Genomic DNA, 23,450 nt, shown 5'->3' with positions numbered 1-23,450 from the left:
GTTGACGCCTCAACACGGACGGGCCCGCGTCTCAGACGCGGGCCCCGTGCTCAACCGGCCGCGGTGGGTCAGCCGTTGAAGGTCAGCGAGAACGAGCCCACCGACTGGCCGGCGGTGAAGAAGCCGGTGTTCAGCTGGGAGTCCAGGAACTCGGCCCCGTTGGAGTCGACCGTGAGGCTGGTCGCGGTCACGGTCTGGGCGGTGCCGTTGTGGCCGGTCACCACCGTGCCGGCTGGCTTCAGCAGCGCGACCGGCGTGGTGGAACCGTCCGGCACACCGGTCAGGCGCCAGTCGTCGGCGCTGAAGTCGAGCTGCTTGAAGAGGACGCTCTTGCCGGTCTTCAGGTCGACGAAGAGCAGGCTGCCGCCGAGCGTCACATCGCCGTAGTAGCCGGCCAGGTTGAGGCTGCCACCGGTCACCGGAAGGCTCGTGGACAGGCCGACGGTGCTGTCGTAGGACACACCGGCGTTCGGCAGCGGGACGATGAACACACCACTGCCGGCCGCGCTCTGCAGGAAGGCGTTGCTCTCGGTCACCACGACGCTGCCGCTGGGGGTGGCGGGAGCCGTGTCGGCCGCGGCCACGCCGCTGAAGCCGGTCGCTGCGAGAACGACCGCGACGCCACCGGCGAGGAACCGGGCGGTGGTACGGGACATGCGAGTCTCCTTGGGAGAGGAAGGTTTCGCTTCGAGGGTGGAACGCCGGTCGGAGGACCGGCCGGTGGCCACGGGCGGGGAGCCCGTGGCCACCGGATGGTGCGGAGTGGATCAGGTGTTGGTGACGGCACCGCAGGAGGCGAGGGGGAGGAAGCCGTAGCTCGCCAGGTCGGCGGAGGCGACCGAGTCGTTGCAGATCCAGCCGTTCACGCCGAAGATCGCCTGGAGGGCGGTGGCGTGGGCGTCACCGGCGTTCCACTCCGAGGTGCGGACCACGTTGTAGACCACGCGACCGAACGCGGACTTGGCGAAGGTGGCGTTGATCGCGTTGTTGGTGACCGGGGTCAGGGTGGCGCCGTTGACCACGACGTTGCGCAGGGTCAGGTTGCCCGGCGCGTCGGTCGAGGTGCCGTGGTTGCCCACCGTCTGGCCCAGGAAGTGAGCGACGGAGTAGGGGAAGACGACGTCGTTGTTCTGCAGCGCGGCGTCGGTGCCCTCGTTCTCCTCGGGACCGGTGGTGACGCACGGGCCCAGGGTCGGGTTGCCGATCGCCGAGAGGAAGAAGGAGCGCGTGCCGGAGTCGGCCTGCGGCAGGAACGGCTTGATGGTGGCGTTGGTCAGGGTCGGGTCGATCTGGGTCCAGTTGGTGGTGGTGCAGCTGTAGATGGCGTTCAGCTGGGCCGGGGTCAGCTTCGCCGGCGCGTGACCGCCCGCCTGGGCGGACCAGGTGACCGCGTCCTTGGCGAGGGCGACGAAGCTCAGGCCGGTCGGGTCGGTCGACGCCGGGCCGCGCGAGGAGCGGGCGAAGTCCACGGTCGCGCTGGTGTTGAGGTTCAGGGCCTTGATGCCGGCGCCGGAGCCGTTCGGACGGGTGATCGCGGTGGCACCGGTCTTGGTGGTGATGGTGCCGGCCGGGGTCGCGTCCCAGCTGTACAGGTGCGGCAGGCTGGAGCCGGAGCCCAGCGAGGCGTTGTAGTCGGTGGAGAACTGGTTCAGGACGGCCTGGATGGTGTCCGAGCCGACACCGACGATGTCCTGCGCGGCCGGGGTGACGCCGGCGGCCGGGTCGGCCACGGCGGTGCCGGTGGCGACGGTGGCGAGGGAGGTCGCCAGCGCGGCGGCGGCGAGCAGCTTGGCAGCGGTCTTACGCATGTTCCTGTTCCTCCGAAGAAGGGACGTACATCGCGTGAACCCGTGCTCCGGGGGGAGTCCGGGGCCGGTGGGCCGTGTCTGCTGCGGCCGCTCCGGCAGTGCAGATCCTGTCCGGCCGGGCGGTTCCGTCGGAAGGGCGGTCGGACTCGGCCGGGGAATGTCGACTCATCGGTTCGACGAGGTTTAGCCACTGGTCACCGTGGACGTGACAGGGCCGGAACAGGGCCTCCGAACCCGGTCGACGTTCTTCTCCAGGAGGCGGCTCGGGGTGTTGCCGGAAACCTGCGCTTCACCGGGACAGCACGAACCTCAGTGGCCCGAAGGGGCGTGACAGGAGAGGGTGACAGGAAGGGGTGACAGGAACCGGGGGCGCGCACCGGACCTGCCCTACAGCGGCCAGCGGCCGTCCCGGCCGGATCGCCGCAACTCCTGCCCCACCCACAGGAGTCCGGCCAGGAAGCCCTCGACACCCGCCTGGCACTGGTCGCGCCGCAGGTAGCCGCGCGCGCTCCGGGCGACGGGGACGCCGGCGGCCGCGCCCGGCCGGGTGCTGCGCACCGGCAGGTGGGCGGACCAGACCCACTGGCGCCCCTCGGACTGCGCCGTCGAGCAGCGCAGCACGGCCCGTTCGATGATCAGTTCGCGGACGGCCTCGGCGAGTTCCTCCTCGCTGCGGTACGTCCGCACGCCGACGCCCAGCGGTCGGCCGTTGGCGGCGCGCAGCGCCCAGCCCACGCAGCGGTCGGCCGCGGGCACGATCAGCAGCCGCGGCCCGCGCCGCTCAGCGGCCATCGGGGCGTCTCAACGACACGGTTCTTCGGCCGGGTTCGGGGGCCGGAACGTCACGGGCGGGGACGTCACGGGCGGGGACGTCACGGGCGGGAACGTCACGGGCGGAGGCGTCGCGCACGGCCGGCTCCCGCACCGACGTCTCGCGCCTCGACGCCTCCCGCACCACCGGCTCGCGCGCGGGCTGTTTGGCGAGCAGCACGACGAAGCGGCGGAAGGCGTTCTGGCACGTCGCGTACCGTTCGTAGGCGCGGCTGGACCGTACTTCGGGCAGGGTGCGCGAGCCGGGGATGACCCAGATCCAGCCGATCCCGTCGCGGACATGGGTGATCCGTGCGGTCAGTTCGGCGGCGCCGGCGCGCAGACCGTCGAAGCCCCGCTCGGCCTCGCCGGGCGTCTCGAACAGCGCGGAGGTGATCGCCACCACCCGCCCGTTGGACGCCTTCAGTTGCCAGCGGTACCGCCCGTCCGGTGCGCGCTCGGTCCGGAACCCCCCTCGACTTGCCCCTGCTGCGGTGTGACCGCGGCCGGAAGCGTCCACTGCCCCCTCCGTCCAGTGGTACAGATCAGCGCCGTCCCCTCCGAGACGGGAGCCAAACTATGTGTGCACACGGAACCGCCGAAAGCCCGGAACGTTCACAACTTGCGCCGTTGGTCGGGAAGTTCTCCCTTGTTCAGCTTTCACCTACCAGTACACGAACTGCTAGAGCCGGGCCGTCCAGCGCACCCTGGTCCCCCTCCGGTACGGTCCGCTCTCGTGCCAGGCCGCGCCGCCGAGGGCCTCGGCACGCCGGGTCAGGTTGAGCAGTCCGCTGCGCCGCCCGCCCTGCGGGATGCCGACGCCGTCGTCGGTGACGGTGAGCAGCACGCCGGGTCGGCCGCCCCGGTCCAGCGACTCGGGGTCGCCGCCGACGGGCCGGCCGCCGTCGTCCAGGTGGATGGTCGCGTCGATCTCCACGCCGACCCGGGAGGCGCGCGCGTGCCGGGCCGTGTTGGAGAGCATCTCCCGTAGTGCGGCGAGGAGTTGGCGGCCGGTGTTCTCCCCGACGAGGCTCTCGACCGGCCCGACGAAGCTGACCGAGGGCTTGAAGCCGAGGGCGGCGGCGGCCTGGCTGGCCTCGCGCAGGACGCGGGTGCGCAGGGTGTCGGGGGCGTCGCCGTGGTTGTCGTGCTGGAGGGCGTAGATGGTGGTGCGGACCTCCTGGATGGTGGCGTCCAGTTCGTCGACGGCGTTGCCGATGCCGACCTTGACCTCGGGGACGACGGCCCGGCGGGCGGCGCTCTCCAGCATCATCCCGGTGGCGAACAGCCGCTGGATGACCAGGTCGTGGAGGTCGCGGGCGATCCGGTCGCGGTCCTGGAAGACGGCCAGCCGCTGCTGGTCGCGCTGGCCCTCGGCGAGCCGCAGGGCGAGGGCGGCCTGGGAGGCGAAGGTCTCGGCGAGCTGCTTCTCGGAGTCGGTGAACGGCAGGGCGCCGCGCGAGCGCCAGACGCAGAGCCCGCCGAGCACCCGCCCGGCGGCGACCATCGGCACGGCCATCGACGGGCCGAAGCTGCGGGCCAGCCGCATCACCACGGTGGGGTCGCCGGACATGTCGTCCAGGTGGACGCTGTCCCCCTCCAGCAGCTGGGCGGCGAAGCTGTCCCTGGGCAGCAGTTCGCCGCGGACGAACTCGGCGGCCTCGCCGGAGGCGTGGGCGACCCTCATCTGGCAGTCCCCCTCCCCCACCGTGCCGGTGGGCAGCAGGATCATGCCGAGCGCCGCGCCCGCCAACTCCCGTACCTGTTCGGCGGCGACGGTGAGCGCGCCCTCGGCCTGCTCGGTGGAGAGCAGCGCGGTGGTGACGGCGGCGGCGCCGGCGATCCAGCGTTCGCGGCGGCGCCCCTCCTCGTACAGCCGGGAGTTCTCGATGGCCACGCCGGCGGCCGCGGCGAGCGCGTGCACGACCTGTTCGTCCTCGGGGGTGAAGGCGCCGCCGCCCTTCTTCTCGGTGAGGTAGAGGTTGCCGAAGACCTCTTCGCGGACCCGGATCGGCACGCCCAGGAAGGTCCTCATCTGCGGGTGGTGCGGCGGGAACCCGGAGGAGCGCGGGTCGGCCCCGAGGTCGGTCAGCCGCAGCGGTTCGGGGCGGTCGATGAGCGCGCCGAGGATGCCGCGGCCGGCGGGCAGTTCGCCGATCTCGGCGGCGGTGCCGTCGTCGATGCCGACGTGGATGAAGTCGGCCAGGCCGTGCCCGCCGGGGGCGATCACGCCGAGGGCGGCGTACCGGGCGTCGACCAGTTCGGCGGCGCCGGTGGCGATCCGGTGCAGGGTGGCGTGCAGGTCGAGCCCGGCACCGATGGCGACCACCGCCTCCAGCAGCCGCTGCATCCGGTCGGTGACCGCGGCGGCGGACTGCAGGCGTTCCGCGACCTCGGTGACCAGGGTGTCCAGCCCGAGCGAGGCGATCTCGGGCACCCGATGGGGTGTCTGCTCGGGGGCGGCTTCGGGGAGGCCTGGCGTGGGGTCCATGGAGAAAGCCTAGTTTGTACGGTTTTCAGCCGAAGGAGCGATGCCGCCATCAGGGCCTCTCCTCAGCGCCCACCAGCAGCGCCCCTCCCGCAGCGGCATCAGCGCCCGGCGGGCGTCAGGACGGCGTCCGCCAGTCCGTCCGCCTCCCGCTCCCGGCGCCACAGCGCGTGCAGCCGCCCGCCCGGGTCGGCGACCAGCTCGGACCAGCGGCCCCGCTCGGCGACCCGGCCCGCGTCCAGCACCAGCACCTCGTCCACGGTGGTGTCGTCCAGCCCGGCGAGCCGGTGGGTGATCAGCACGGTGGTGCGGCCCGCGGTGGCGGCCAGCAGGTCGGCGGTGAGGGCGTCGGCGGTGGGCAGGTCGAGGTGCTCGGCGGGCTCGTCCAGGACCAGCACCGGGAAGTCGGCGAGCAGCGCCCGGGCCAGGGCGAGCCGCTGGCGCTGGCCGCCGGAGAGCCGGGCGCCGTGCTCGCCGACCATGGTGTCCAGGCCCTCGGGCAGGGTGTCCGTCCAGTCCAGCAGGCGGGCGGCGGCGAGGGCGGCGCGCAGGTCGTCCTCGGCGGCGTCGGGGCGGGCGAGGCGCAGGTTCTCCCGCAGCGAGCTGTCGAAGACGTGGGCGTCCTGGGCGCAGAGGCCGATCACCCGGCGGACGTCCTCGCCCGCCAGCGCCCGGCTGTCCACAGCCTGTGGACGACCGGCGGCGAAGGTGACGGACCCCGCGCCGGGCTCCAGGAAGCGCAGCAGCGCCTGGGCGAGGGTGGTCTTGCCGGAGCCGGACGGGCCGACCACGGCGATCCGGCGGCCGGGCGCGAGGTCGAGGTCGACCCCGCCGAGCGCGTCCGCGGCCTGCCCGGGGTGCCGTACGGTCAGCCCGCGCACCGCGACGGGCAGCGGCTGCGCGGGCAGTTCGGCCGGCTCGGCTGGCTCCGCCACCGGGGCGGGGGCGGTCAGCACCTCGTCCAGCCGGGCCCGGGCGGCGCGGCTGCGCTGGCGGGCCTGGACGGCGAGCGGCATCCCGGTGACGGCCTCGAAGGCGGCCAGTGGGGTCAGCACCACGACGGCCAGGCAGACCGGGGCGAGCGCGCCGTCGCGCACCCCCTGGATGCCGACGGCGGCCGCGCCGGCCACGGTCAGCCCGGTGAGCAGCGCGATCAGCCCGGTGCCGAGCGCGGTGGTGGCGGCCGAGCGGGCGGCCAGGCCGGTGAGCGCGGCGTCGGCGCTGCGGACGGCGGCCAGCCGGCCGGGCAGCGCGCCGGCCACGGTGAGCTCGGCGGTGCCGCTGAGGGCGTCCACCACGGAGGTGGCGAGGCGTCCCCGGGCGGGGGCCTGGCGCCGCTCGGCGCCGGCCGACCAGCGGGCGGCGAGCGCGGGCACCAGCACCCCGGCGAGCAGCAGTCCGAGGCCGAGCACCAGCCCGGCGGCGGGCAGGAAGGCGGCCATCGCGACGGCCGAGCCGACGGAGACCACGGCGGCGACGGCGGCGGGCAGCCGCCAGCGCAGGTGGTGGTCCTGGATCGCGTCGACGTCGGCGACCAGCCGGGAGAGCAGGTCGCCGCGCCGGAAGGCGGGCAGCCCGGCCGGGGCGAGCACGGTCAGCCGGCGGTACACGGCGGCCCGCAGGGTGCCGAGGGTGCGCAGCACCGCGTCGTGGGAGACCAGCCGCTCGGCGTAGCGGAAGACGCTGCGGCCGATGCCGAAGGCCCGGACGGAGGTGACGGCCATCATCAGGTAGAGCACCGGGGGCATCTGGGAGGCCCGGGAGATGAGGTAGCCGGAGGTGGCCATCAGGGCGACGGCACTGCCGAGGGCGAGCGCGCCGAGCAGCACGGACAGGGCCAGCCGGGGGGCGGCGGGCTCGGCCTCCGGCTCCTCGGGCACGGCGGGGGCGGCGGTGGGGCGGCCGCTGTGGGCGAGCGCCGCGACCGGGCCCGGCGTGCCGGCCCCGGCGGAGGCCCCCGCCAGCCTGACCCGTTGCTCCGCGACCGCCAGCAGCGCCGGCCGGTGGGCGACCACCAGCACGGTGCGCGCCGGGTCCTCGGCGAGGGTGCGGACGGCGTCCACCACGGCCGCCTCGGAGTCTCCGTCCAGGTTGGCGGTGGGCTCGTCCAGCAGCACCAGCGGCCGGTCGTCGGCGAGCAGCACCCGGGCCAGGGCGAGCCGCTGGCGCTGGCCGGCGGAGAGCCCGGCGCCGTCCTCGCCGAGTTCGGCGTCCAGGTCGGTGACGAAGTCGAGCGCGTGGGCGGCCCGGAGCGCCGTCCACAGCCGGTCGTCGGTGGCGTCCGGCCGCTGGAGCCGCAGGTTGTCGCGGATCGTCCCGGCGAACAGGTGGGGGTGCTGGGGCACCCAGGCGATCTGCCGCCGCCAGCTGTCCGGTGCGAGTTCGGCGAGGTCGTGGGTGCGCCCGTCGGCGGCGGTGATCCGCACGCTGCCCGCCTCGGGGGCGGTGAGGCCGAGCAGGACGGACAGCAGGGTGGACTTGCCGGCCCCGCTCGGGCCGGTGAGGGCGGTGCTGGAGCCGGGGCGCAGGGTGAGCGCGGCGCCGTCCAGGGCGGGCCGGGAGCGGCCGGGGTGGCGTACGGTCAGGCCCTCGGCGGTGATCACGGCGCCGGTGAGGTCGGGGGCCGGGAGCGTCCCGGCGGCGGGCAGCGGGGTCTCCAGCACCTGGAAGATCTCGTCGGCGGCGGTGAGGCCCTCGACGCTGGAGTGGTAGAGCGCGCCGACCTGGCGGATCGGGAAGTACACCTCGGGGGCCAGGATCAGGATCAGCAGCCCGGTCTCCAGGTCGAGGGTGCCGTCGACCAGCCGGAAGCCGACGGTGACCGCGACCAGGGCGACGGACAGGGTGGAGAGCAGCTCCAGCGCGAAGGAGGAGATGAAGGCGATCCGCAGGGTGCGCAGGGTGGCCTTGCGGTAGTCGGCGGTGATCCGGGCGATGGTGGCGGCCTGGGTGCGGGCCCGGTTGAACACCTTGAGGGTGGGCAGGCCGGCGACGACGTCCAGGAAGTGGTGGGAGAGCCGGGAGAGGGTGTTCCACTGCCGGTCCATCCGGGCCTGGGTGGCCATCCCGATCAGCACCATGAACAGCGGGATGAGCGGCAGCGTCCCGGCGATGATCGCGGCGGAGGTGAAGTCGGCGCCGACGATCCGCAGCAGCACGATCACCGGGACGACCACGGCGAGGGCGAGTTGCGGCAGGTAGCGGGCGAAGTAGTCGTCGAGGGCGTCGATGCCACGGGTGGCGAGGGTGGTGAGTTCGCCGGTGCGCCGGCCCGCCAGGTAGGACGGGCCGAGCGCGGTGGCGTGGTCGAGCAGCCGGCGCCGCAGGGTGGACTTCACCCGGGCGACGGACCGGTGCGCGGTGAGTTCGGTGAGCCAGCCGACCAGCCCGCGTCCGACGGCGGTCAGGGCGAGCAGCACCAGCGGGGTGGCCAGTTCGCCGAGTCCGGCGCCGCGTTGGAAGGCGCGGACCACGATCTCGGCGATCAGGCTCGCCTGGGCGACGACCAGGGCCGCGCCCGCCCCGCCGAGCAGGACGGATCCGGCGAGGAAGGCCCGGGTGGTGCGGGCGTGTCCGAGGAGTCGGGGGTCGACCGGCTTCACGGCGTCAGGCCCGGTCGACGGGCGCGGCGGGGGCGGCGGGCGCGGCGGGGGCGGCGGGCGCGGCGGGGGCGGCGGGCCGGTGGCCGGCGGCGGGCTCGGGGATGTGCTGCACCCCGATCCGCTTGCGGAACACCCAGTACGTCCAGCCCTGGTAGAGCAGCACCAGCGGGGTGAACACCGCGGCCACGACGGTCATCAGCTTGAGCGTGTACGGCGAGGAGGCCGCGTTGGTGACGGTCAGGCTCCAGTCCGGGTTGAGCGTGGACGGCATGACGTTCGGGAAGAGCGCCAGGAAGAGCATCGCGACCGCGGCCACGATGGTCGCCCCGGAGAGGACGAACGCCCATCCCTCGCGGCCGAGTTGGTTGACCACCAGGGCGCCGACCAGGGCCAGCACGGCGATCACCAGGGCGGCCAGGCTGCGGCCGTTGCCGCTGTCCGCCTGGGTCCAGACCAGGAAGACGAGGGCCAGGACGGCGGTGGCCAGACCGGCCTGGAGGGCGGCCCGGCGGGCCCTTTCGCGGATCTCGCCGACGGTCTTGAGCGCCGCGAACACCGCGCCGTGGAAGGTGAACAGGGTGAGCGTCACCAGGCCGCCGAGCAGCGCGTACGGGTTGAGCAGGTCGGCGAGGCCGCCGACGTAGTTCTTGTGGGCGTCGATGTCCACGCCGCGGACGATGTTGGCGAAGGCCACGCCCCACAGGAAGGCCGGCAGCAGGGAGGTCCAGAAGATGGCCTCCTCCCAGTTGCGCTGCCAGCGGGCGCCGTCCCGCTTGGCCCGGTACTCGAAGGCCACGCCGCGGACGATCAGGCAGACCAGGATGACCAGCAGCGGGATGTAGAAGCCGCTGAAGAGGGTCGCGTACCAGTCCGGGAAGGCGGCGAAGGTGGCGCCGCCGGCGGTGAGCAGCCAGACCTCGTTGCCGTCCCAGACCGGGCCGATGGTGTTGATCAGCACCCGGCGCTCGGCGGTGTTCCGGGCGAGCGGCTTGGTGAGGATGCCGATCCCGAAGTCGAAGCCCTCCAGGAAGAAGTAGCCGATCCACAGGACCGCGATCAGCACGAACCAGACGTCGTGGAGTTGCATGACCCTTGGTCTCCTTTCCGTGGGTCAGTACTGGTCAGTACTGGTCAGTACGCGAAGGCGAGCGGCTTGTCGGCGTCCTCGTCCGCGGACGGGCCGCGCAGCGAGGGGTCCTTGGCCGGAGGCTGCTCGGTCACCACCGGGCCGGCCTTGGCGTACTTGACCAGCAGCCGGACCTCGACGACGGCGAGGATCGCGTACAGCGTGGTGAAGGTGGCCAGGGCGCCGATCTGGGTGCCGATGCCCACGTTCGGGGAGACGGCGCTGGCGGTGGTCATCAGGCCGAAGACGGCCCAGGGCTGGCGGCCCATCTCGGTGAAGATCCAGCCGAAGCTGTTGGCGATCAGCGGGAAGCCCATGGTGAGGATGCCGATCCGCCAACTCCACTTGGTGAGCAGCGGGCCCATCTCCCGCTTCGGGGTGAGCATCAGCCGGGGCACCTCGGTGTCGCCGGTGCGGAACTCGGGGTGCAGCAGGAACTTTCGGCGGGTGGTCCAGAGGCCGATCAGGGCGGCCACGAAGGAGGTCATCCCGAAGCCGATCATGAACCGGAAGCCCCAGTAGGTCACGAAGACGCTCGGGATGTAGTCCTTGGGGTTGCCGCCGTGGGCGGCGGCCTCGGCGGCCGCGGTGTCGTTGATGCCGGGGACGGAGGAGCTGAAGTCGCTGTGGGCGAGGAAGGAGAGTATTCCGGGGACCTCCAGCTCGACCGAGTTGTGGCCCTTGCTGACGTCGCCGACCGCGAAGATCGAGAACGGCGCGGGGGCCTGGGTGTCCCACAGTGCCTCGGCGGCGGCCATCTTCATCGGCTGCTGCTCGAACATGACCTTGCCGAGGGTGTCGCCGCTGAGCGCGGTGCCGGCGCCGAAGATCACCGCGATCACCAGGCCGAGCCGCAGCGAGGTGCGCATCACGGCGGTCTTCTTGGGGTCGGCGGTCTCCGGCTTGCGCTTGGCCTTCCAGAGGTGGAAGGAGGCGATGCCGACCATGAAGGCGGCGCCGGTGAGGAAGGCCGCGGTCAGGGTGTGGAAGACCACGGTGAGGGTGGTGTTCTGGAACAGCACCTTGGCGATGTCGGTGAGCTGCGCCTTGCCGGTGGCCGGGTCGATCGAGTAGCCGACCGGGTGCTGCATCCAGGAGTTGGCGGCCAGGATGAAGTAGGCGGAGAGCACGGTGCCCAGCGAGACCATCCACATGCAGGCGCAGTGGATCTTCTTCGGCAGCTTGTCCCAGCCGAAGATCCACAGGCCGATGAAGGTCGACTCGAAGAAGAAGGCGATCAGCGCCTCCATCGCGAGCGGGGCGCCGAAGACGTCACCGACGAAGCGGGAGTAGTCGGACCAGTTCATGCCGAACTGGAATTCCTGCACGATTCCGGTGACGACGCCCATCGCGATGTTGATGAGGAAGAGCTTTCCCCAGAACTTGGTCGCGTGGAAGTACTTCTCCTTGTTCGTACGCACCCAGGCGGTCTCCAGCCCGGCCACGATGGCGGCCAGGCTGATGGTGAGCGGTACGAAGAGGAAGTGGTAGACGGTGGTGACTCCGAATTGCCATCGCGCGATCGTCTCGTGAGCGATTGCCAGTTCCACGTCGCCCTCTCTTCCAACCGGCCCTTTTCTCAGGGCGTGTTCCGGACAAACTTCATCTTCAGCCGTAGACCGCCGCACTACCGCGCGAGCTTGTCCGCTTGTGAACGTGAACACGTTCACAAGCACAGTATCCACCATCCTTACGGGGGAACCGCAGGTGGGGTGGGTTGACGCCTGTGTGCGGTGCGTCACGACGAGCGCGGGCGGTCCGCACAGTCTGCGGACCGGCCGGTGCCGGGGCAACGAACGCGCGGGCGCACGGCCCGTCGCAGTTGGCCGAACCGGCGCTTGACAGCAGCACGCCCCGCTCGCGACGGCGAGCGGGGCGTGCTACCGGGGCGTGCTACCGGGGCGCCCGGCGTGGCCCTCGCTACGGGCGACCGAGGAGCTGGGCCCTCGGCTACGGGCGGCCGAGGAGCTGGGCGCCCGAGGTGGAGTCGGCCCGGGCGGTGAAGAACTCGGTGAAGCCACCGACGAACTCCTCCACCGTGATCCGCCCGTCCCCGTCCGCGTCCAACTGGCGGAACCCGTGCGACAGTTCGGCGGGGTGCACCCGGGGGCCGCCGAACACCGCGCGGTACTCGTCGAACTCCAGGAAGCCACTGCCGTCGGCGTCCGCCGCGGCGAACACCGCCCGCAGCGCGGGCAGCAACCCCCGCTCCAGGTACGCCTCGTCCCGGTCACAGCCCGCCAGTGTCGCCGCCACGAACTCCTCCCGGCTCACCTCGCCGTTCCCGTCGGCGTCCATCGCCGCGCGCAACTGCTCCCACCAGCCGTCGAAGGCCTCGTACACCCGCGCCTCGGCGGCCTCGTCCAACTCCAGCTGCCAGCACACGTTGTGCGCCATCGCCCGCAGGTCGTGCACGGTGATGACACCGTCCCCGGTCTGGTCCAGCACCTCCCGGAAGAACCGGTCCACCCGGGAGCCGCGGGCGTCCCGGCGCTGCGGCCGCAGCCGGCGCGGCGGGGTCCGCCCCTCCTCCGGGGAGCGGTAGCGCATCCGCTCCGGCAGGCGCGGGACCACTGCCCCCGCACCGCGGTGCAGCACCACGGACAGCAGCGCGCCCCGACGGGTGCGGACCAGCCCGAGCCGCTCCCGCACCACCGGCGGCAGGTCCGCCACCGTCAGCTCGCGGATCGCCTTGGCGACCACCGTCCGGGTGATCCGCCAGCCGGCGTCCCCGAGGAACCACAACCGGCGGGGCCGGGGCGCCTCGCGCAGGATGTCGTCCAGCAGGTAGCGGGCCGCGTCGTTGAACTCCAGCTTCTCCCGGGCGTACCGGGCGAAGTAGGCCGGCAAGTCGGCCGCGGTCGCGGGGAGTTCCTCCTCCGGCAGCTCGAAGGCGGCGATCGCCTCCCTGAACTCCCGGTACGCCGCCTCCAGTTGCACGGCGTCGTAGGCGTCCCCGCCGAGCCGCCGCATGGCGACCACGCACTCGAACAGCGTCAGCAGCACCCACACCCTGGTCGCCGCGTCCCGCGCGTCGTACGGCTGCCCGTCCGGCATCGTGCCGCGGATCCGCTTGTGCGACCGGTTCAGCCGCGCCACCTCACGGCGCAGCGCGTCCGCGTCCTGGTAGAACAGCCGCCGCCCGCTGCCGATGGTGTGCTCGATCCGCCGCCACGGATGCGCCCGGTACGTCGAGTGCTCGTGCATCCCGGCCCCCACCGCCGGATCCGCCGCCTGGATGATCAGCAGCCGCCAGGCCACCAGGGCGAGCCGCCGCTCGGAGAGGTCGCGTTTGAAGGAGACGGCGGCCCGGTCAGCCACGGGGCTCCCCGGTGATCTCGGGGCCGATCACGAAGCCCTTGGCGGGACCCTCGGGGATGACGGCCTCCTTGCCGTACGGAACGCGGACCGATGATGCGTACTCCCGGCGGCCGGGGTCAGGGCTGGTCAGGACGGTCACGGTACCGCCCTCGTCGTCATCGTCGATGATCACGTAGACCGGAATGCCGGCGCGGGCGTATGCGCGACGCTTGAGGACGTGGTCGCGCTTGCGCGCCTCGGCGCCCGGCGAGACGGTCTCGACAACCATCGGCACACCCGAAGCCAGCACCCCCAAGCCCTCCGGATGCTCGATCTCATCGATGTCGTCGGACGCCACGAAGACATCCGGGATGAACACCTTCAGATCAGCGATCACGTTGCCGTCCTGCGCCGGCCCATAGCCAGTGCCGCGCAGAAAGTCGTAGAGAGCCCTACTCAGCCGCCTGTTGACAGTGAAATGACGAGCTCCGCCAGTGGGTGACAAAGTGATCGTCCCCTCGATGATCTCCGCGCGGAAGCCCTCGGGCACATCCATGGACTTCCACGCTTGCCACAGCACCTGGTCCAGGTTCACGACGGCCACCTCAGCAACTAGCGCGCTCACGAGACACCTTCTTTCCCGTCCAGTGTGATGAGCCCGTGCGAGCTCGCACAAGCGACGGCAGCACGGTCGCACACGACCGAGGGGCTGAGTGGGTGCACAGGCGCGAATTCACCCGAACGGGGAGTTTGGGGCCCGGAAACGCGAGAACCGCAGGGCGGGCCGGGAGGGGCCTGCCCTGCGGTTCGGGGTGCGGCGGGTTCGCGGCCTCCTCCCGAGCGGGCGCGAACCGGGTGGGTCAGGAGGTGGGGCGGGCGTCTCGGCGGGCTTGTCGGCGGGCTTGTCGGCCGGCTTCTCCGTCGCCACCTTGGCATCGGCGAGGGCCCTTTCGGGTCGAAAAGGAAGGCGAAGACCTTTGTGCGGGCCTCTCCTGACGCTCCGACAGCGCCGATCAGAGGCACACGGATTCTTGACCCTCCATACCGACTTCCGGCAGTGAACGAGCCTTCGGAATTGCTTGGTCCGCAGCGGAATTGACGGGTCGACAAGGACTCAGGAAACCCGGTCGCCGTTCGTGGGCAGTTCGACCCGGAAGGTGGCGCCGGCGCCGGGGGCGGTGTCCAGGGTGAGGGTGCCACCGTGGGCGCGGGTGAGGGCGGTGGCGATGGCGAGGCCGAGTCCGCCGCCGCCGCCGTTGTCGCGGCTGCGGGAGGCGTCGACCCGGTAGAAGCGGTCGAAGACCCGCTGGGCCTGTTCCCCGGTGAGGCCCGGACCGGCGTCGGCGACCTCCAGCAGGCAGATGCCGCCGGGCCCGGCGCCGACGCCTATCCGGACCGGGGTGCCGGGCGGGGTGTGCTTGACGGCGTTGCCGACCAGGTTGGTGACCACCTGCCGCAGCCGCGCCTCGTCGCCGAGGACGGGTGCGGCGCCGGGGGCGCCGGTGCCGGCGGGGCCGGTGAGGGCGACCGGGCGGCTCGGGTCGAGCGCGGTGAGGTCGTGCAGGGCGTCGGCGGCGAGGGTGCGTAGGTCCATCGGGGCGAGGTCGAGCGGGCGTTCCTCGTCGAGCCGGGCGAGCACCAGGAGGTCCTCGACCAGGGTGCCCATCCGGACGGCTTCGCTCTCGATCCGGGTCATGGTCCGCTTGACGTCGCCCTCGGTGGGCAGCGCGCCCATCCGGTACAGCTCGGCGAAGCCGCGGATGCCGGCCAGCGGGGTGCGCAGTTCGTGGGAGGCGTCGGCGACGAAGCGCCGCATCCGGGCCTCGGATTCGGCACGGGCGGCGAAGGCCGCCTCGATCTGGGTGAGCATGCCGTTCAGCGCGACGGACAGCCGTCCGACCTCGGTGCCGGGGGAGAGTTCCGGCATCCGGTGCGACAGTTCGCCGGCGGCGATCCGGGCGGCGCCCTCCTCGATCCGCCGCAGCGGCCGCAGTCCGGCCCGGACGGCGAAGAAGCCGAGCGCGGCGATCAGCAGCAGGACGCCGCCGCCGATCGCCAGGAAGGAGGTGCCGAGCCGGCCGGTGGTGGTGTCGACGTCCTCGCGGGAGACGGCGACCATGACGTAGGTCGGGTTGGTGACGGGCGAGGTGAACGCGCCGAGTCCGGGGGTCGGCGTGCGCGGGGCCTGGATCGGCAGCACCAGCACCCGCCAGCTGTGGTGGCCGCGCTGGTCGGGCAGGTCGAAGGGGGTGTCGGGGGCGGTCTGGGTCGGGTCCAGGCCGCCCAGTTGGGGTGCCGGGTCGCTGTCCGAGACGGGCTGGCGCAGCGACGTCTGGACCTTGCCGTCCGCGGACAGCCACTGCACCAGGTACTGGCTGGGCAGGCTGATCCGGCGCCCGGCCACGACCGGCTTGCCGGTGCCGGGCGGGTTCACCTGCATCGGCGCCTTGCGCGACAACGGCACGCCGTAGCGCTGGAGTTGCTCGTCCAGCTGCTCGACCAGCTGGGCCCGTACGGCGCCCAGCACGAAGGTGTCGCTGACCGCGAGCCCGGTGGTCACCAGCACGAGCGCCAGGACCAGGAGCCGGGCGCGCAGCGACAGCCGGGAGGTGAAGCGGGTGAACACGGGCCGGGCCGGTCCGGTCAGCCCTGCGGAGGGCGGCGCAGCGCGTAGCCGATGCCGCGCACGGTGTGGATCAGCTTGGGGCCGTGCGCGGGGCCGGAGTCGAGCTTGCGGCGCAGGTAGGAGATGTAGGACTCGACGATGGAGAGGTCGCCGCCGAAGTCGTAGGCCCAGACGTGGTCGAGGATCTGCGCCTTGGAGACCACCCGACCGACGTTCGCCATCAGGTAGTGGAGCAGCTTGAACTCGGTCGGGGAGAGCGCGACGGGGGTCCCGGCCCGGGTGACCTCGTGGGCGATCGGGTCCAGGCTGAGGTCGGCCACCACCAGGCGGCCGTCCTCGGCGGGCCCGCCGGCCCGGCGCAGGATCGCCCGGATCCGGGCGATCAGCTCCTCCAGGCTGAACGGCTTGGTGACGTAGTCGTCCGCGCCCGCGGCCAGGCCCTGGACCTTGTCGCCGACGCCGTCCTTGGCGGTGAGGAACAGCACCGGCAGGTGGTCGCCGGGGTGTCCGTGCGCGGGGCCGGCGATCTGGCCCCGGCTGGTGCGCTCGCGCAGCTTCTCGACGACGGTGAAGCCGTCGAGGTCGGGCAGCATCACGTCGAGGACCACGAGGTCGGGCCGCTCGACGGCGATCAGCTCCAGCGCCTCGGTGCCGCTGGCGGCGGAGGCCACCCGGAAACCGGAGAACCGCAGTGAGGCGGCGAGCAGTTCGCGGATGTTCGGCTCGTCGTCGACGACGAGGAGGAACGCCTCGCCCTGGCCCCCGGCCACGGCGGGGCCGCCCGGTGTGGTGACAGTGCCTTGCACGGGGGTTTCGCCTCCCGGTCGGACGATGACGTTCAGCATGAGGCTAGCCCCCGGAGGCTACGCGGCATGGATGAATGTTGGATTAACACCTTAACGGTCGGTTTTTTGCCGACAAGCCCCGAGGGGTGGGGCTCGGTGGTGTGCGCACCGGTGTGCGGACGTGTGTGCGCCCGGGCGTGCGGGTGTGCGTAGCGGTGTACGTACGGGTGTGCGGGCCGACTGTACGGGAACGACGAGGCGGCCGGGGGGCCACGCTCCCCGGCCGCCTCGTCAGCCGCCTCGTCCGCCGCATGCCCGGCCGCGTCCTCAGCCGCGCCCTCAGCCGCCCGTCGATTCAGTGGGCGAACTGGCCCGGCCGGTAGTCGCCGGCGGGCTGGCGGATCATGACGTTGCCACGGTTGAACGCATTGATCAGCGCGATCACGCAGACCAGTGCGGCGAGTTGCTCCTCGTCGTAGTACTTGGCCGCGTTCGCCCAGGCCTCGTCCGTCACCCCGTCCCCGTCGGCCAGCCGGCTGCCCTGCTCGGCCAGCTCCAGGGCGGCCCGCTCGGCGTCGGTGAAGACGGTGGCCTCGCGCCAGGCGGCCACCAGGTTCAGCCGGGTCGCCTCCTCCCCGGCGTGCACGGCGTCCTTGAAGTGCATGTCGACGCAGAAGCCGCAGCCGTTGATCTGGCTGGCCCGCAGCCGCACCAGCTCCTGGGTGGCGTAGGGCAGCGTCGAGTCCGCGATCGGCTGATGCGCGGCGATGAGGTGCTTGAAGACCTTGCCCATGACGGGGCTGGCGAAGGCGTTCAGTCGGGCTTCCATCGGGTGCTCCTTCATTGTCTCTGGTTCGTTCTCGGCTTCGGTCCGCCGCACTGCCCTCTGGGACAGGGCAGCCGGGCCGCCTGTGACAGCCCCGGCCGTGACCTGCGTCACCCGCCGTTCCACGGGCGCAGCTTCTCCGGGTTGCGCACCACCCAGATGTGGGTGATCAGGCCCTCGGCGATCCGGAAGGCGATCACCGTGTCGGTGACGCCGTCCTGCTCGACGACCAGTCCGGGCAGGCCGCTGACGGTGCACTCCCGCAGCGTCCGGCCGGCCGTGAGCCGGGTGGAGCCGGCGTAGGCGCGGGCGATCCACTCGCCGCCCGTGAGCGGCTCCAGCAGGGCGCCGGCCAGGCCGCCGCCGTCGGCGATCACGGTGGCGCCGGGGTCGAGGAGGTCCATCAGCGACCTGACGTCCTTCGCCTCCCAGGCCCGCTTGAACTCCCGGACGATCCCGGCCTGCACACCGGTCGGCGTCGCCGGGGCCTGGGCCGTACGGATCCGGCGGCGGGCCGAGGAGGCCAGCTGGCGGCAGGCCGCCGCCGAACGGCCGACGACCGCGGCCACCTCGGCGAACGGGTACTGGAAGACGTCGTGGAGGATGAACGCCACGCGCTCGGCCGGCGTCATGGACTCCAGGACGACGAGGAAGGCCATGTTGACCGACTCGTCGAGGGTGATCCGGTCCGCCGGGTCCGCCGCCGCGCCCTCGGCCCCGTCCCGGTGCTCGGGCAGCGGCTCGGGGAGCCACTCGCCCACGTAGCGCTCCCGCCGGGCCCGGGCGGAGCCGAGCTGGTTGAGGCAGATCCGGCTGGCGACCGTGGTCAGCCAGCCGCCGGGCGAGGCCACGGCGTCCCGCTGCTCCGGGGGCATCGCGTACCAGCGGGTGTAGGTCTCCTGCACGACGTCCTCGGCGTCGGCCAGTGAGCCGAGCATCCGGTAGGCCACATTGGTCAGTTGGCGTCGCTCACTCATGATCACGCTCAGGTCGTCGTCGTCCATCGTCCGCCTCCCGGGGTCGCCTCCACCCCTTACGACCGGACAGCGGGCCGGAATGTGACATCCGCCCCCCGCCTCACATTCCGGCGGGCCGCGCGGTCGTACCCGGCAGACGGCACCGAACGGTACGGAGGAACCCCCCCGTGAACGACTTCCAGACGACCGCCGACCTGGTCGGGATCCAGGCCCTGCAGAGCGAGTTCACCGACGCGGTGGTGATGCGCGACGGCGCCCGCCTCGCCGAACTGTTCACCCCGGACGGTGTGCTGCGGATGCCCGACGTCCCGATCGAACTGGTCGGCCCGGAGCAGATCCGCGCCGGGCGCCAGACGCTCCAGGACCGCTGGGACTTCTTCGTGCAGAACACCCACCCCGGCTCGATCCGGATCGACGGCGACACCGCGACCGGACGCGCCCACATGCACGAGCTGGTCCGGCTGCTGGACGGCCGCGAGGGGCTCAACTACGCGATCTACCAAGACCGTTACCAGCGCACGGCGGACGGCTGGCGGTTCGCCGAGCGGGTCTACGAGGTGCGGTACGTCGACACCAGCCCGCTGGGCGGCTCGGCCCCGCGCAGCGCCGGGAGCGCGGCCCCGGCCGACGCCGGGTTCGGCGCCCCGGCGGACGCGGAGCGCCTGGAACGGTCGGCCGCCGCGCTGGCGGCGCGCGGCTTCACCGTCGAACTCCTCGACACCGCCGCCGACGCGCGGGCCCGGGTCCGGGAGCTCGTCCCGGCCGGCGCCTCGGTGTTCACCGCGGCCAGCGAGACCCTCCGGCTGTCCGGCATCGACGAGGACCTCAACGACGACCTCAACGACGACACCGCCCATCACTCCGTCAAGTCCCGGGTGATGGCGATGGACCGGACCACCGAGGCCGACGGCATCCGGCGCCTGCTCGCCGCCCCCGACGTCGCCGTGGGCAGCGTCGCCGCCGTCACCGAGACCGGCTCCCTGGTGATCGCCTCGGCCAGCGGCAGCCAACTGCCGGGCAACGCCGGCGGCGCCGGTACGGCGATCTGGGTGGTCGGCGCCCAGAAGGTGGTCCCCGACCTGCCCACCGCGCTGCGCCGGCTGGAGGAGTACGTGCTCCCGCTGGAGGACACCCGCTCCCGGGCCGCCTACGGCCAGCCCAGCGCCGTCAACCAGCTGCTGGTGCTCAACGCACCGACCCGCTTCTCCCGGAGCGTCGTGCTATTGCTGCGGGAGGCCGTCGGGTGCTGAGCGACGGGTACTGAACGTCGGGTGCTGAACGTCGGGTGCTGAGCGACGAGTGCACGGGAAGTCGGACCGGCCGACTTCTCGTGCATCGTCGTCGCGCGTCAGTCGGTGCCCTCGGTCTCGTCCGCTTCCGGCTCCTCCGGCCTGGTGTGGAGCACCTCGCGGCCCTGTTCGGCGGCGCGGGCGATCGACTCGGAGACGAAGTCCAGGAAGCGGGCGATGTTCTCCAGCCGGTTGCCCGCCGGGGTGCCCGCGCCGAGGACGCCGACGCCCTGGCGGGTGGTGTCGACGAGCTGGGCGGTGGACTGGGCGCTGACCATCATCGCCCGGTACCAGATGTCGTCGTCCACGAAGTAGCGCTCGCGGCGGCGTTCGTCGCGTTCCCGGGTCACCATGCCCTGGCTCTCCAGGAACGCGATCGCCTTGGAGATGGTCGCCGGGCTGACCTGGAGGCGCTCGACGAGTTCGGCGGCTGTGAGGCTGCCCGCGTCGGTGATATAGAGGCAGGCCAGCGTCCGGGACGCCATCTTGGGCATGCCCGAGCTCATGATGACGGTGGTGAACACGTCCTCGTACTCGCGCACCGCCTCGGCGTCGCGGCCGTACGGCTGCGGGGTGGTGTTCGGCCCCTGGGGCGCGGGCTGTCGCCGGCGCTGGGCCCGGTTCCCGGTGGCGCGGTGGGCGAGGTCGGCGCGGTAGGTGGCGGGGCCGCCGTTGCGCATCACCTCGCGGGTGACGGTCGAGGTCGGCCGGTCGAGGCGCCTGGCGATCTCGGCGTACGCGAGGCCGTCGGCCAGTCCCAGCGCGATCTGCTGGCGTTCCTGCTGAGTGAGTCGTCCGCCCGGCATCGCGGCCTCCTTCGGGATCCGTGGTCGCTCCGCACAGGATAGCGTTCACCTCCAATCCATTGCAACGCCAGAGGACTGGGTCGTTGCATTCCCTGCAGGATCGTTGCAATGATTTCACGGCCACTGCCTGCACTGATGCCATTTTCGCACAATGAAGCTGTTGCCCGATCAATGAATGCAACGTAGCTTTTCCGTCATAAGAAAGCAGCGGCCGACAGGGGCCGCCGCCGGAGAAGGAGAAGCAATCATGCAGAAGCCCGCCGCCACCGCCACCGCCCCGGCCGCCACCGCCGTCAACGTCCCCGCGTGGTCCGGCATGGTGCACGTCGACGACACCGCCCTGGCCGTCACCGACACCGGCGGCACCGGCACCGCGGTCGTCTACCTCAACGGCAGCTACGCCGACCAGTCGCACTGGCGGCGCGTGATCGCCGACCTCGGCCCCGGCTACCGCCACATCAGCTACGACGAGCGCGCCCGCGGCAAGTCCGCCCTCGCCTCCGACTACTCCTTCGAGGCCTGCATGCGCGACCTCGACGCCGTCCTGGACGCCCGCGGCGTGCAGCGGGCGATCCTGGTCGGCTGGTCCTACGGCGCGGTGGTCGCCGTGCACTTCGCCGCCCGCCACCCCGAGCGCGTCCTGGGCGCGGTCTCCGTCGACGGCGCCATGCCCGTCGAGCCGCTCGACGACGCCGCCCGGACGAAGATCCGCGGACTCTTCCGCCGCCTCAGCCCGCTGTTCCCCATCTGCCGCCGCCTGGGCCTGGCCGCCCGGATGAGCGCCGTGCAGCACGCCGAGATCAACCTCGAACTCATCGACCTGTCCGCCCCCGCCCTCCTCCTCCCCGTCCTCGACCAGGTCACCGTCCCCACCCGCTACGTCCTGGCCAGCGGCGCCAACCTGGGCGCCGACGAGAAGACCATCGAAGGCCTGCGCGCCGCCATCACCGACTTCGCCGCCGACAGCCCGAACATCCGCATCGCCGCCAAGGTCCCCAGCAACCACTCCAAGATCCTCCGCAAGGACCACCGGGCCATCGCCACCACCATCCGCGAACTCGCCGACGCTCCCGCCCCGCAGGCCGCCTGAGCCGGCGCGGGCGGCTCCGCGGGCGGGGTCCCATGCCCGCTGGTCCCCCGTCTTCCCTCTGCTCCCCCGTTCTCCCTCTGCTCCCCCGTCTTCCCTCTGCTCCCCCGTTGTCGCACGAACGACCCCACAGCACAGGGCCTGCCGAGCCGTACGGCTACGCCTCCGCGGTCAGCAGCTTGCGCAGGTGCTCGACCGCCTCCGCCAGCGGGACGGACCGGGTCTCGCCGGTGGCCCGGGTGGTGAGCTCCACCAGGCCGTCGGCCAGCCCGCGGGCGCCGACCGTCACCCGGTACGGGATGCCGATCAGCTCGACGTCGCGGAACTTCACGCCGGGCCGCTCGTCCCGGTCGTCCAACAGCACGTCGAGGCGCTCGGCCCGCAGCTGCCGGTAGAGCGTCTCGGCGGCCCCGGCCACGCGCTCGTCCTTCGTCCCGAGGACGACCACGGCCACCTCGAAGGGGGCCACCGCGACGGGCCAGACGATGCCCTTGTCGTCGTGGTGGGTCTCCACGACGGCGGCCAACGCCCGCTCCACGCCGATCCCGTAGCTGCCCATGACCGGGACGACCCGCTCGCCGTCCTGCCCGGACACGGCGACGCCGAGGGTCTCGGTGTACTTGCGGCCCAGCTTGAAGATGTGGCCCACCTCGATGGTGACCGCCACCTCCAGCGGCGCCCCGCAGCGCGGGCAGGGCTCCCCCGCGCCGACCTCCCGCAGGTCGGCCCAGCGCCGCACGGCGACGTCCCGTTCGACGGACACCCCGCGTAGGTGCACCCCGTCCGTGTTGGCGCCGGTGGTCAGGTCGGTGCGGCCGCGCAGCGCCTCGTCGGCGAGCACCGGCAGGTCGGCGGGGGCACCGACCGCGCCCAGGCTGCCGGGGGAGGCGCCGAGCGCCGCCCGGATCTCCTCGGGGGTGGCCGGGCGGACGGCGGTCGCGGCGAGGGTGTCGATCAGCTTCTGCTCGACCAGGCTGTGGTCGCCGCGGACCAGGACCAGGGTCAGCTGCCCGTCCACCACGTACACCAGCGTCTTGACCTGCCGCTCGGCCGGCACCCCGTGCAGCCGCGCCAACTCCTCGATGGTGCGCGCCTCCGGGGTGTCGAACCGCTCGGGGGCGGCCAGGCCCGGGCCGTCCGCCACGGCGGGCAGCGCGGACGTCGCCTTCTCGCTGTTCGCCGCGTAGTCGCAGCCGGGGCAGCGGACCACCAGGTCCTCGCCGGCCGCCGAGGCGGCCATGAACTCCACCGACTCGCTGCCGCCCATCGTCCCGCTGGAGGCCTGGACGGCGATGGCGGGCAGTCCCAGCCGGGCGAAGATCCGCTCGTACGCGGCCCGGTGCAGCCGGAAGGAGCGGTCCAGCCCGGCCTCGTCCACGTCGAAGCTGTACGAGTCCTTCATGGTGAACTCGCGCACCCGCAGCAGCCCGCTCTTGGGGCGGGCCTCGTCCCGGAACTTGGTCTGGAACTGGTACCACATCTGCGGCAGGTCCCGGTACGAGCGCAACTCCTGCGACAGCACGGTGAAGACCTCCTCGTGCGTCACCCCGAGCGCCAGGTCCGCGCCCTTGCGGTCCTTGAGCCGGAACATCTCCTCGCCGATGGACTCCCAGCGGCCGCTGCGCTGCCAGATCTCCGCCGGGTGCATGGCGGGCAGCAGGAACTCCTGGGAGCCGATCGCGGCCATCTCCTCGCGGATGACGGCGATGATCCTGGCGCGCACCCGCACCGCCAGCGGCAGCAACGAGTAGTGCCCGGCCATCAGTTGCCGGATGAACCCTCCGCGCACCAGCAGCCGGTGGCTCACCGCCTCCGCGTCGGCCGGGTCCTCCCGGAGGGTGGGTACGTACAGCTGGGACCAACGCATGGGCCGGACACCGTCCTCTCGGCGAAGCTGCGGAGCGTCGCGCGGGCCGGTCT

18 protein-coding genes are annotated in these 23,450 nt (G+C 72.6%); 2 read left to right on the top strand and 16 right to left on the bottom strand.

Annotated elements, in window-relative coordinates; genetic code table 11:
- Nucleotides 1-68: 68 nt before the first annotated feature.
- From ACZ47G_RS04760 to sigJ, 14 genes are all read right to left on the bottom strand, one after another.
- Complete coding sequence (locus tag ACZ47G_RS04760; protein ID WP_465739983.1) at nucleotides 69-656, bottom strand: hypothetical protein; 588 nt, start codon at nucleotides 654-656, stop codon at nucleotides 69-71.
- Between the two features lie 111 nt (nucleotides 657-767).
- A complete protein-coding gene (locus ACZ47G_RS04755; protein WP_465739982.1) occupies nucleotides 768-1,808 on the bottom strand; it encodes a PstS family phosphate ABC transporter substrate-binding protein in 1,041 nt (346 codons plus the stop codon).
- 387 nt (nucleotides 1,809-2,195) lie between these two features.
- On the bottom strand, nucleotides 2,196-2,600 hold the full coding sequence (locus tag ACZ47G_RS04750) for a hypothetical protein (RefSeq protein WP_465739981.1): 405 nt from the start codon (nucleotides 2,598-2,600) through the stop codon (nucleotides 2,196-2,198).
- The gene (locus ACZ47G_RS04745; protein WP_465739980.1) at nucleotides 2,590-3,138 is read right to left on the bottom strand and encodes a DUF1508 domain-containing protein; all 549 of its coding nucleotides are present in this window, start codon (nucleotides 3,136-3,138) and stop codon (nucleotides 2,590-2,592) included. Before ACZ47G_RS04745 ends, ACZ47G_RS04750 begins: the two co-directional genes overlap by 11 nt.
- Before the next feature lie 162 nt (nucleotides 3,139-3,300).
- On the bottom strand, nucleotides 3,301-5,109 hold the full coding sequence (locus tag ACZ47G_RS04740; protein ID WP_465739979.1) for a sensor histidine kinase: 1,809 nt from the start codon (nucleotides 5,107-5,109) through the stop codon (nucleotides 3,301-3,303).
- 98 nt (nucleotides 5,110-5,207) lie between these two features.
- Nucleotides 5,208-8,708, bottom strand: a complete 3,501-nt coding sequence (gene cydD / locus ACZ47G_RS04735) for a thiol reductant ABC exporter subunit CydD (protein WP_465739978.1) — start codon at nucleotides 8,706-8,708, stop codon at nucleotides 5,208-5,210.
- A 4-nt stretch (nucleotides 8,709-8,712) separates the two neighbouring features.
- The gene (cydB, locus tag ACZ47G_RS04730; RefSeq protein ID WP_465739977.1) at nucleotides 8,713-9,795 is read right to left on the bottom strand and encodes a cytochrome d ubiquinol oxidase subunit II; all 1,083 of its coding nucleotides are present in this window, start codon (nucleotides 9,793-9,795) and stop codon (nucleotides 8,713-8,715) included.
- Nucleotides 9,796-9,839: 44 nt separating this feature from the next.
- Entirely contained in the window at nucleotides 9,840-11,384 is a 1,545-nt protein-coding gene (locus ACZ47G_RS04725; protein ID WP_465739976.1) for a cytochrome ubiquinol oxidase subunit I, read from the bottom strand.
- Nucleotides 11,385-11,784: 400 nt separating this feature from the next.
- On the bottom strand, nucleotides 11,785-13,155 hold the full coding sequence (locus ACZ47G_RS04720) for an oxygenase MpaB family protein (RefSeq protein WP_465739974.1): 1,371 nt from the start codon (nucleotides 13,153-13,155) through the stop codon (nucleotides 11,785-11,787).
- Nucleotides 13,148-13,729, bottom strand: coding sequence for a Uma2 family endonuclease (locus tag ACZ47G_RS04715; protein ID WP_465739973.1), 582 nt, complete (start codon nucleotides 13,727-13,729; stop codon nucleotides 13,148-13,150). The genes ACZ47G_RS04720 and ACZ47G_RS04715 overlap by 8 nt, the downstream gene beginning before the upstream one ends.
- A gap of 519 nt (nucleotides 13,730-14,248) precedes the next feature.
- Nucleotides 14,249-15,760 carry a HAMP domain-containing sensor histidine kinase gene (locus ACZ47G_RS04710; protein WP_465739972.1) on the bottom strand — a complete coding sequence of 504 codons (1,512 nt, stop codon included), beginning with the start codon at nucleotides 15,758-15,760 and terminating at the stop codon, nucleotides 14,249-14,251.
- 17 nt (nucleotides 15,761-15,777) lie between these two features.
- Nucleotides 15,778-16,566: a response regulator transcription factor gene (locus ACZ47G_RS04705; protein WP_465739971.1), complete on the bottom strand. Its 789-nt coding sequence runs from the start codon at nucleotides 16,564-16,566 to the stop codon at nucleotides 15,778-15,780.
- Between the two features lie 334 nt (nucleotides 16,567-16,900).
- Nucleotides 16,901-17,374, bottom strand: coding sequence for a carboxymuconolactone decarboxylase family protein (locus ACZ47G_RS04700; protein WP_380452537.1), 474 nt, complete (start codon nucleotides 17,372-17,374; stop codon nucleotides 16,901-16,903).
- A 107-nt stretch (nucleotides 17,375-17,481) separates the two neighbouring features.
- Nucleotides 17,482-18,375, bottom strand: a complete 894-nt coding sequence (sigJ, locus tag ACZ47G_RS04695; RefSeq protein ID WP_465739970.1) for an RNA polymerase sigma factor SigJ — start codon at nucleotides 18,373-18,375, stop codon at nucleotides 17,482-17,484.
- 140 nt (nucleotides 18,376-18,515) lie between these two features.
- Here sigJ and ACZ47G_RS04690 point away from each other — a divergent pair, with 140 nt between their 5' ends.
- Nucleotides 18,516-19,598, top strand: coding sequence for an LUD domain-containing protein (locus ACZ47G_RS04690; protein ID WP_465739969.1), 1,083 nt, complete (start codon nucleotides 18,516-18,518; stop codon nucleotides 19,596-19,598).
- Between the two features lie 98 nt (nucleotides 19,599-19,696).
- On the opposite strand, the gene ACZ47G_RS04685 is transcribed toward ACZ47G_RS04690, so the two are convergent.
- Nucleotides 19,697-20,443, bottom strand: a complete 747-nt coding sequence (locus ACZ47G_RS04685) for a GbsR/MarR family transcriptional regulator (RefSeq protein WP_465739968.1) — start codon at nucleotides 20,441-20,443, stop codon at nucleotides 19,697-19,699.
- 247 nt (nucleotides 20,444-20,690) lie between these two features.
- On the opposite strand from ACZ47G_RS04685, the gene ACZ47G_RS04680 reads away from it, so the two are divergent.
- A complete protein-coding gene (locus tag ACZ47G_RS04680) occupies nucleotides 20,691-21,533 on the top strand; it encodes an alpha/beta fold hydrolase (protein WP_465739967.1) in 843 nt (280 codons plus the stop codon).
- Between the two features lie 154 nt (nucleotides 21,534-21,687).
- On the opposite strand, the gene ACZ47G_RS04675 is transcribed toward ACZ47G_RS04680, so the two are convergent.
- Complete coding sequence (locus tag ACZ47G_RS04675; RefSeq protein ID WP_465739966.1) at nucleotides 21,688-23,397, bottom strand: proline--tRNA ligase; 1,710 nt, start codon at nucleotides 23,395-23,397, stop codon at nucleotides 21,688-21,690.
- Nucleotides 23,398-23,450 lie beyond the last annotated feature (53 nt).

This window comes from Kitasatospora sp. NPDC030952 (assembly GCF_055571335.1).
This window is presented reverse-complemented; position numbering and strand designations above follow the sequence as displayed.

Bases quoted from the DNA above. Each gene is read 5' to 3' on its own strand.
- ACZ47G_RS04680 (WP_465739967.1), top strand. From the start codon at position 20,691: ATGCAGAAGCCCGCCGCCACCGCCACCGCCCCGGCCGCCACCGCCGTC.
- ACZ47G_RS04760 (WP_465739983.1), bottom strand. From the start codon at position 656: ATGTCCCGTACCACCGCCCGGTTCCTCGCCGGTGGCGTCGCGGTCGTT.
- ACZ47G_RS04675 (WP_465739966.1), bottom strand. From the start codon at position 23,397: ATGCGTTGGTCCCAGCTGTACGTACCCACCCTCCGGGAGGACCCGGCC.
- ACZ47G_RS04685 (WP_465739968.1), bottom strand. From the start codon at position 20,443: ATGCCGGGCGGACGACTCACTCAGCAGGAACGCCAGCAGATCGCGCTG.
- ACZ47G_RS04755 (WP_465739982.1), bottom strand. From the start codon at position 1,808: ATGCGTAAGACCGCTGCCAAGCTGCTCGCCGCCGCCGCGCTGGCGACC.
- ACZ47G_RS04740 (WP_465739979.1), bottom strand. From the start codon at position 5,109: ATGGACCCCACGCCAGGCCTCCCCGAAGCCGCCCCCGAGCAGACACCC.
- ACZ47G_RS04750 (WP_465739981.1), bottom strand. From the start codon at position 2,600: ATGGCCGCTGAGCGGCGCGGGCCGCGGCTGCTGATCGTGCCCGCGGCC.
- sigJ (WP_465739970.1), bottom strand. From the start codon at position 18,375: ATGGACGACGACGACCTGAGCGTGATCATGAGTGAGCGACGCCAACTG.
- cydB (WP_465739977.1), bottom strand. From the start codon at position 9,795: ATGCAACTCCACGACGTCTGGTTCGTGCTGATCGCGGTCCTGTGGATC.
- ACZ47G_RS04700 (WP_380452537.1), bottom strand. From the start codon at position 17,374: ATGGAAGCCCGACTGAACGCCTTCGCCAGCCCCGTCATGGGCAAGGTC.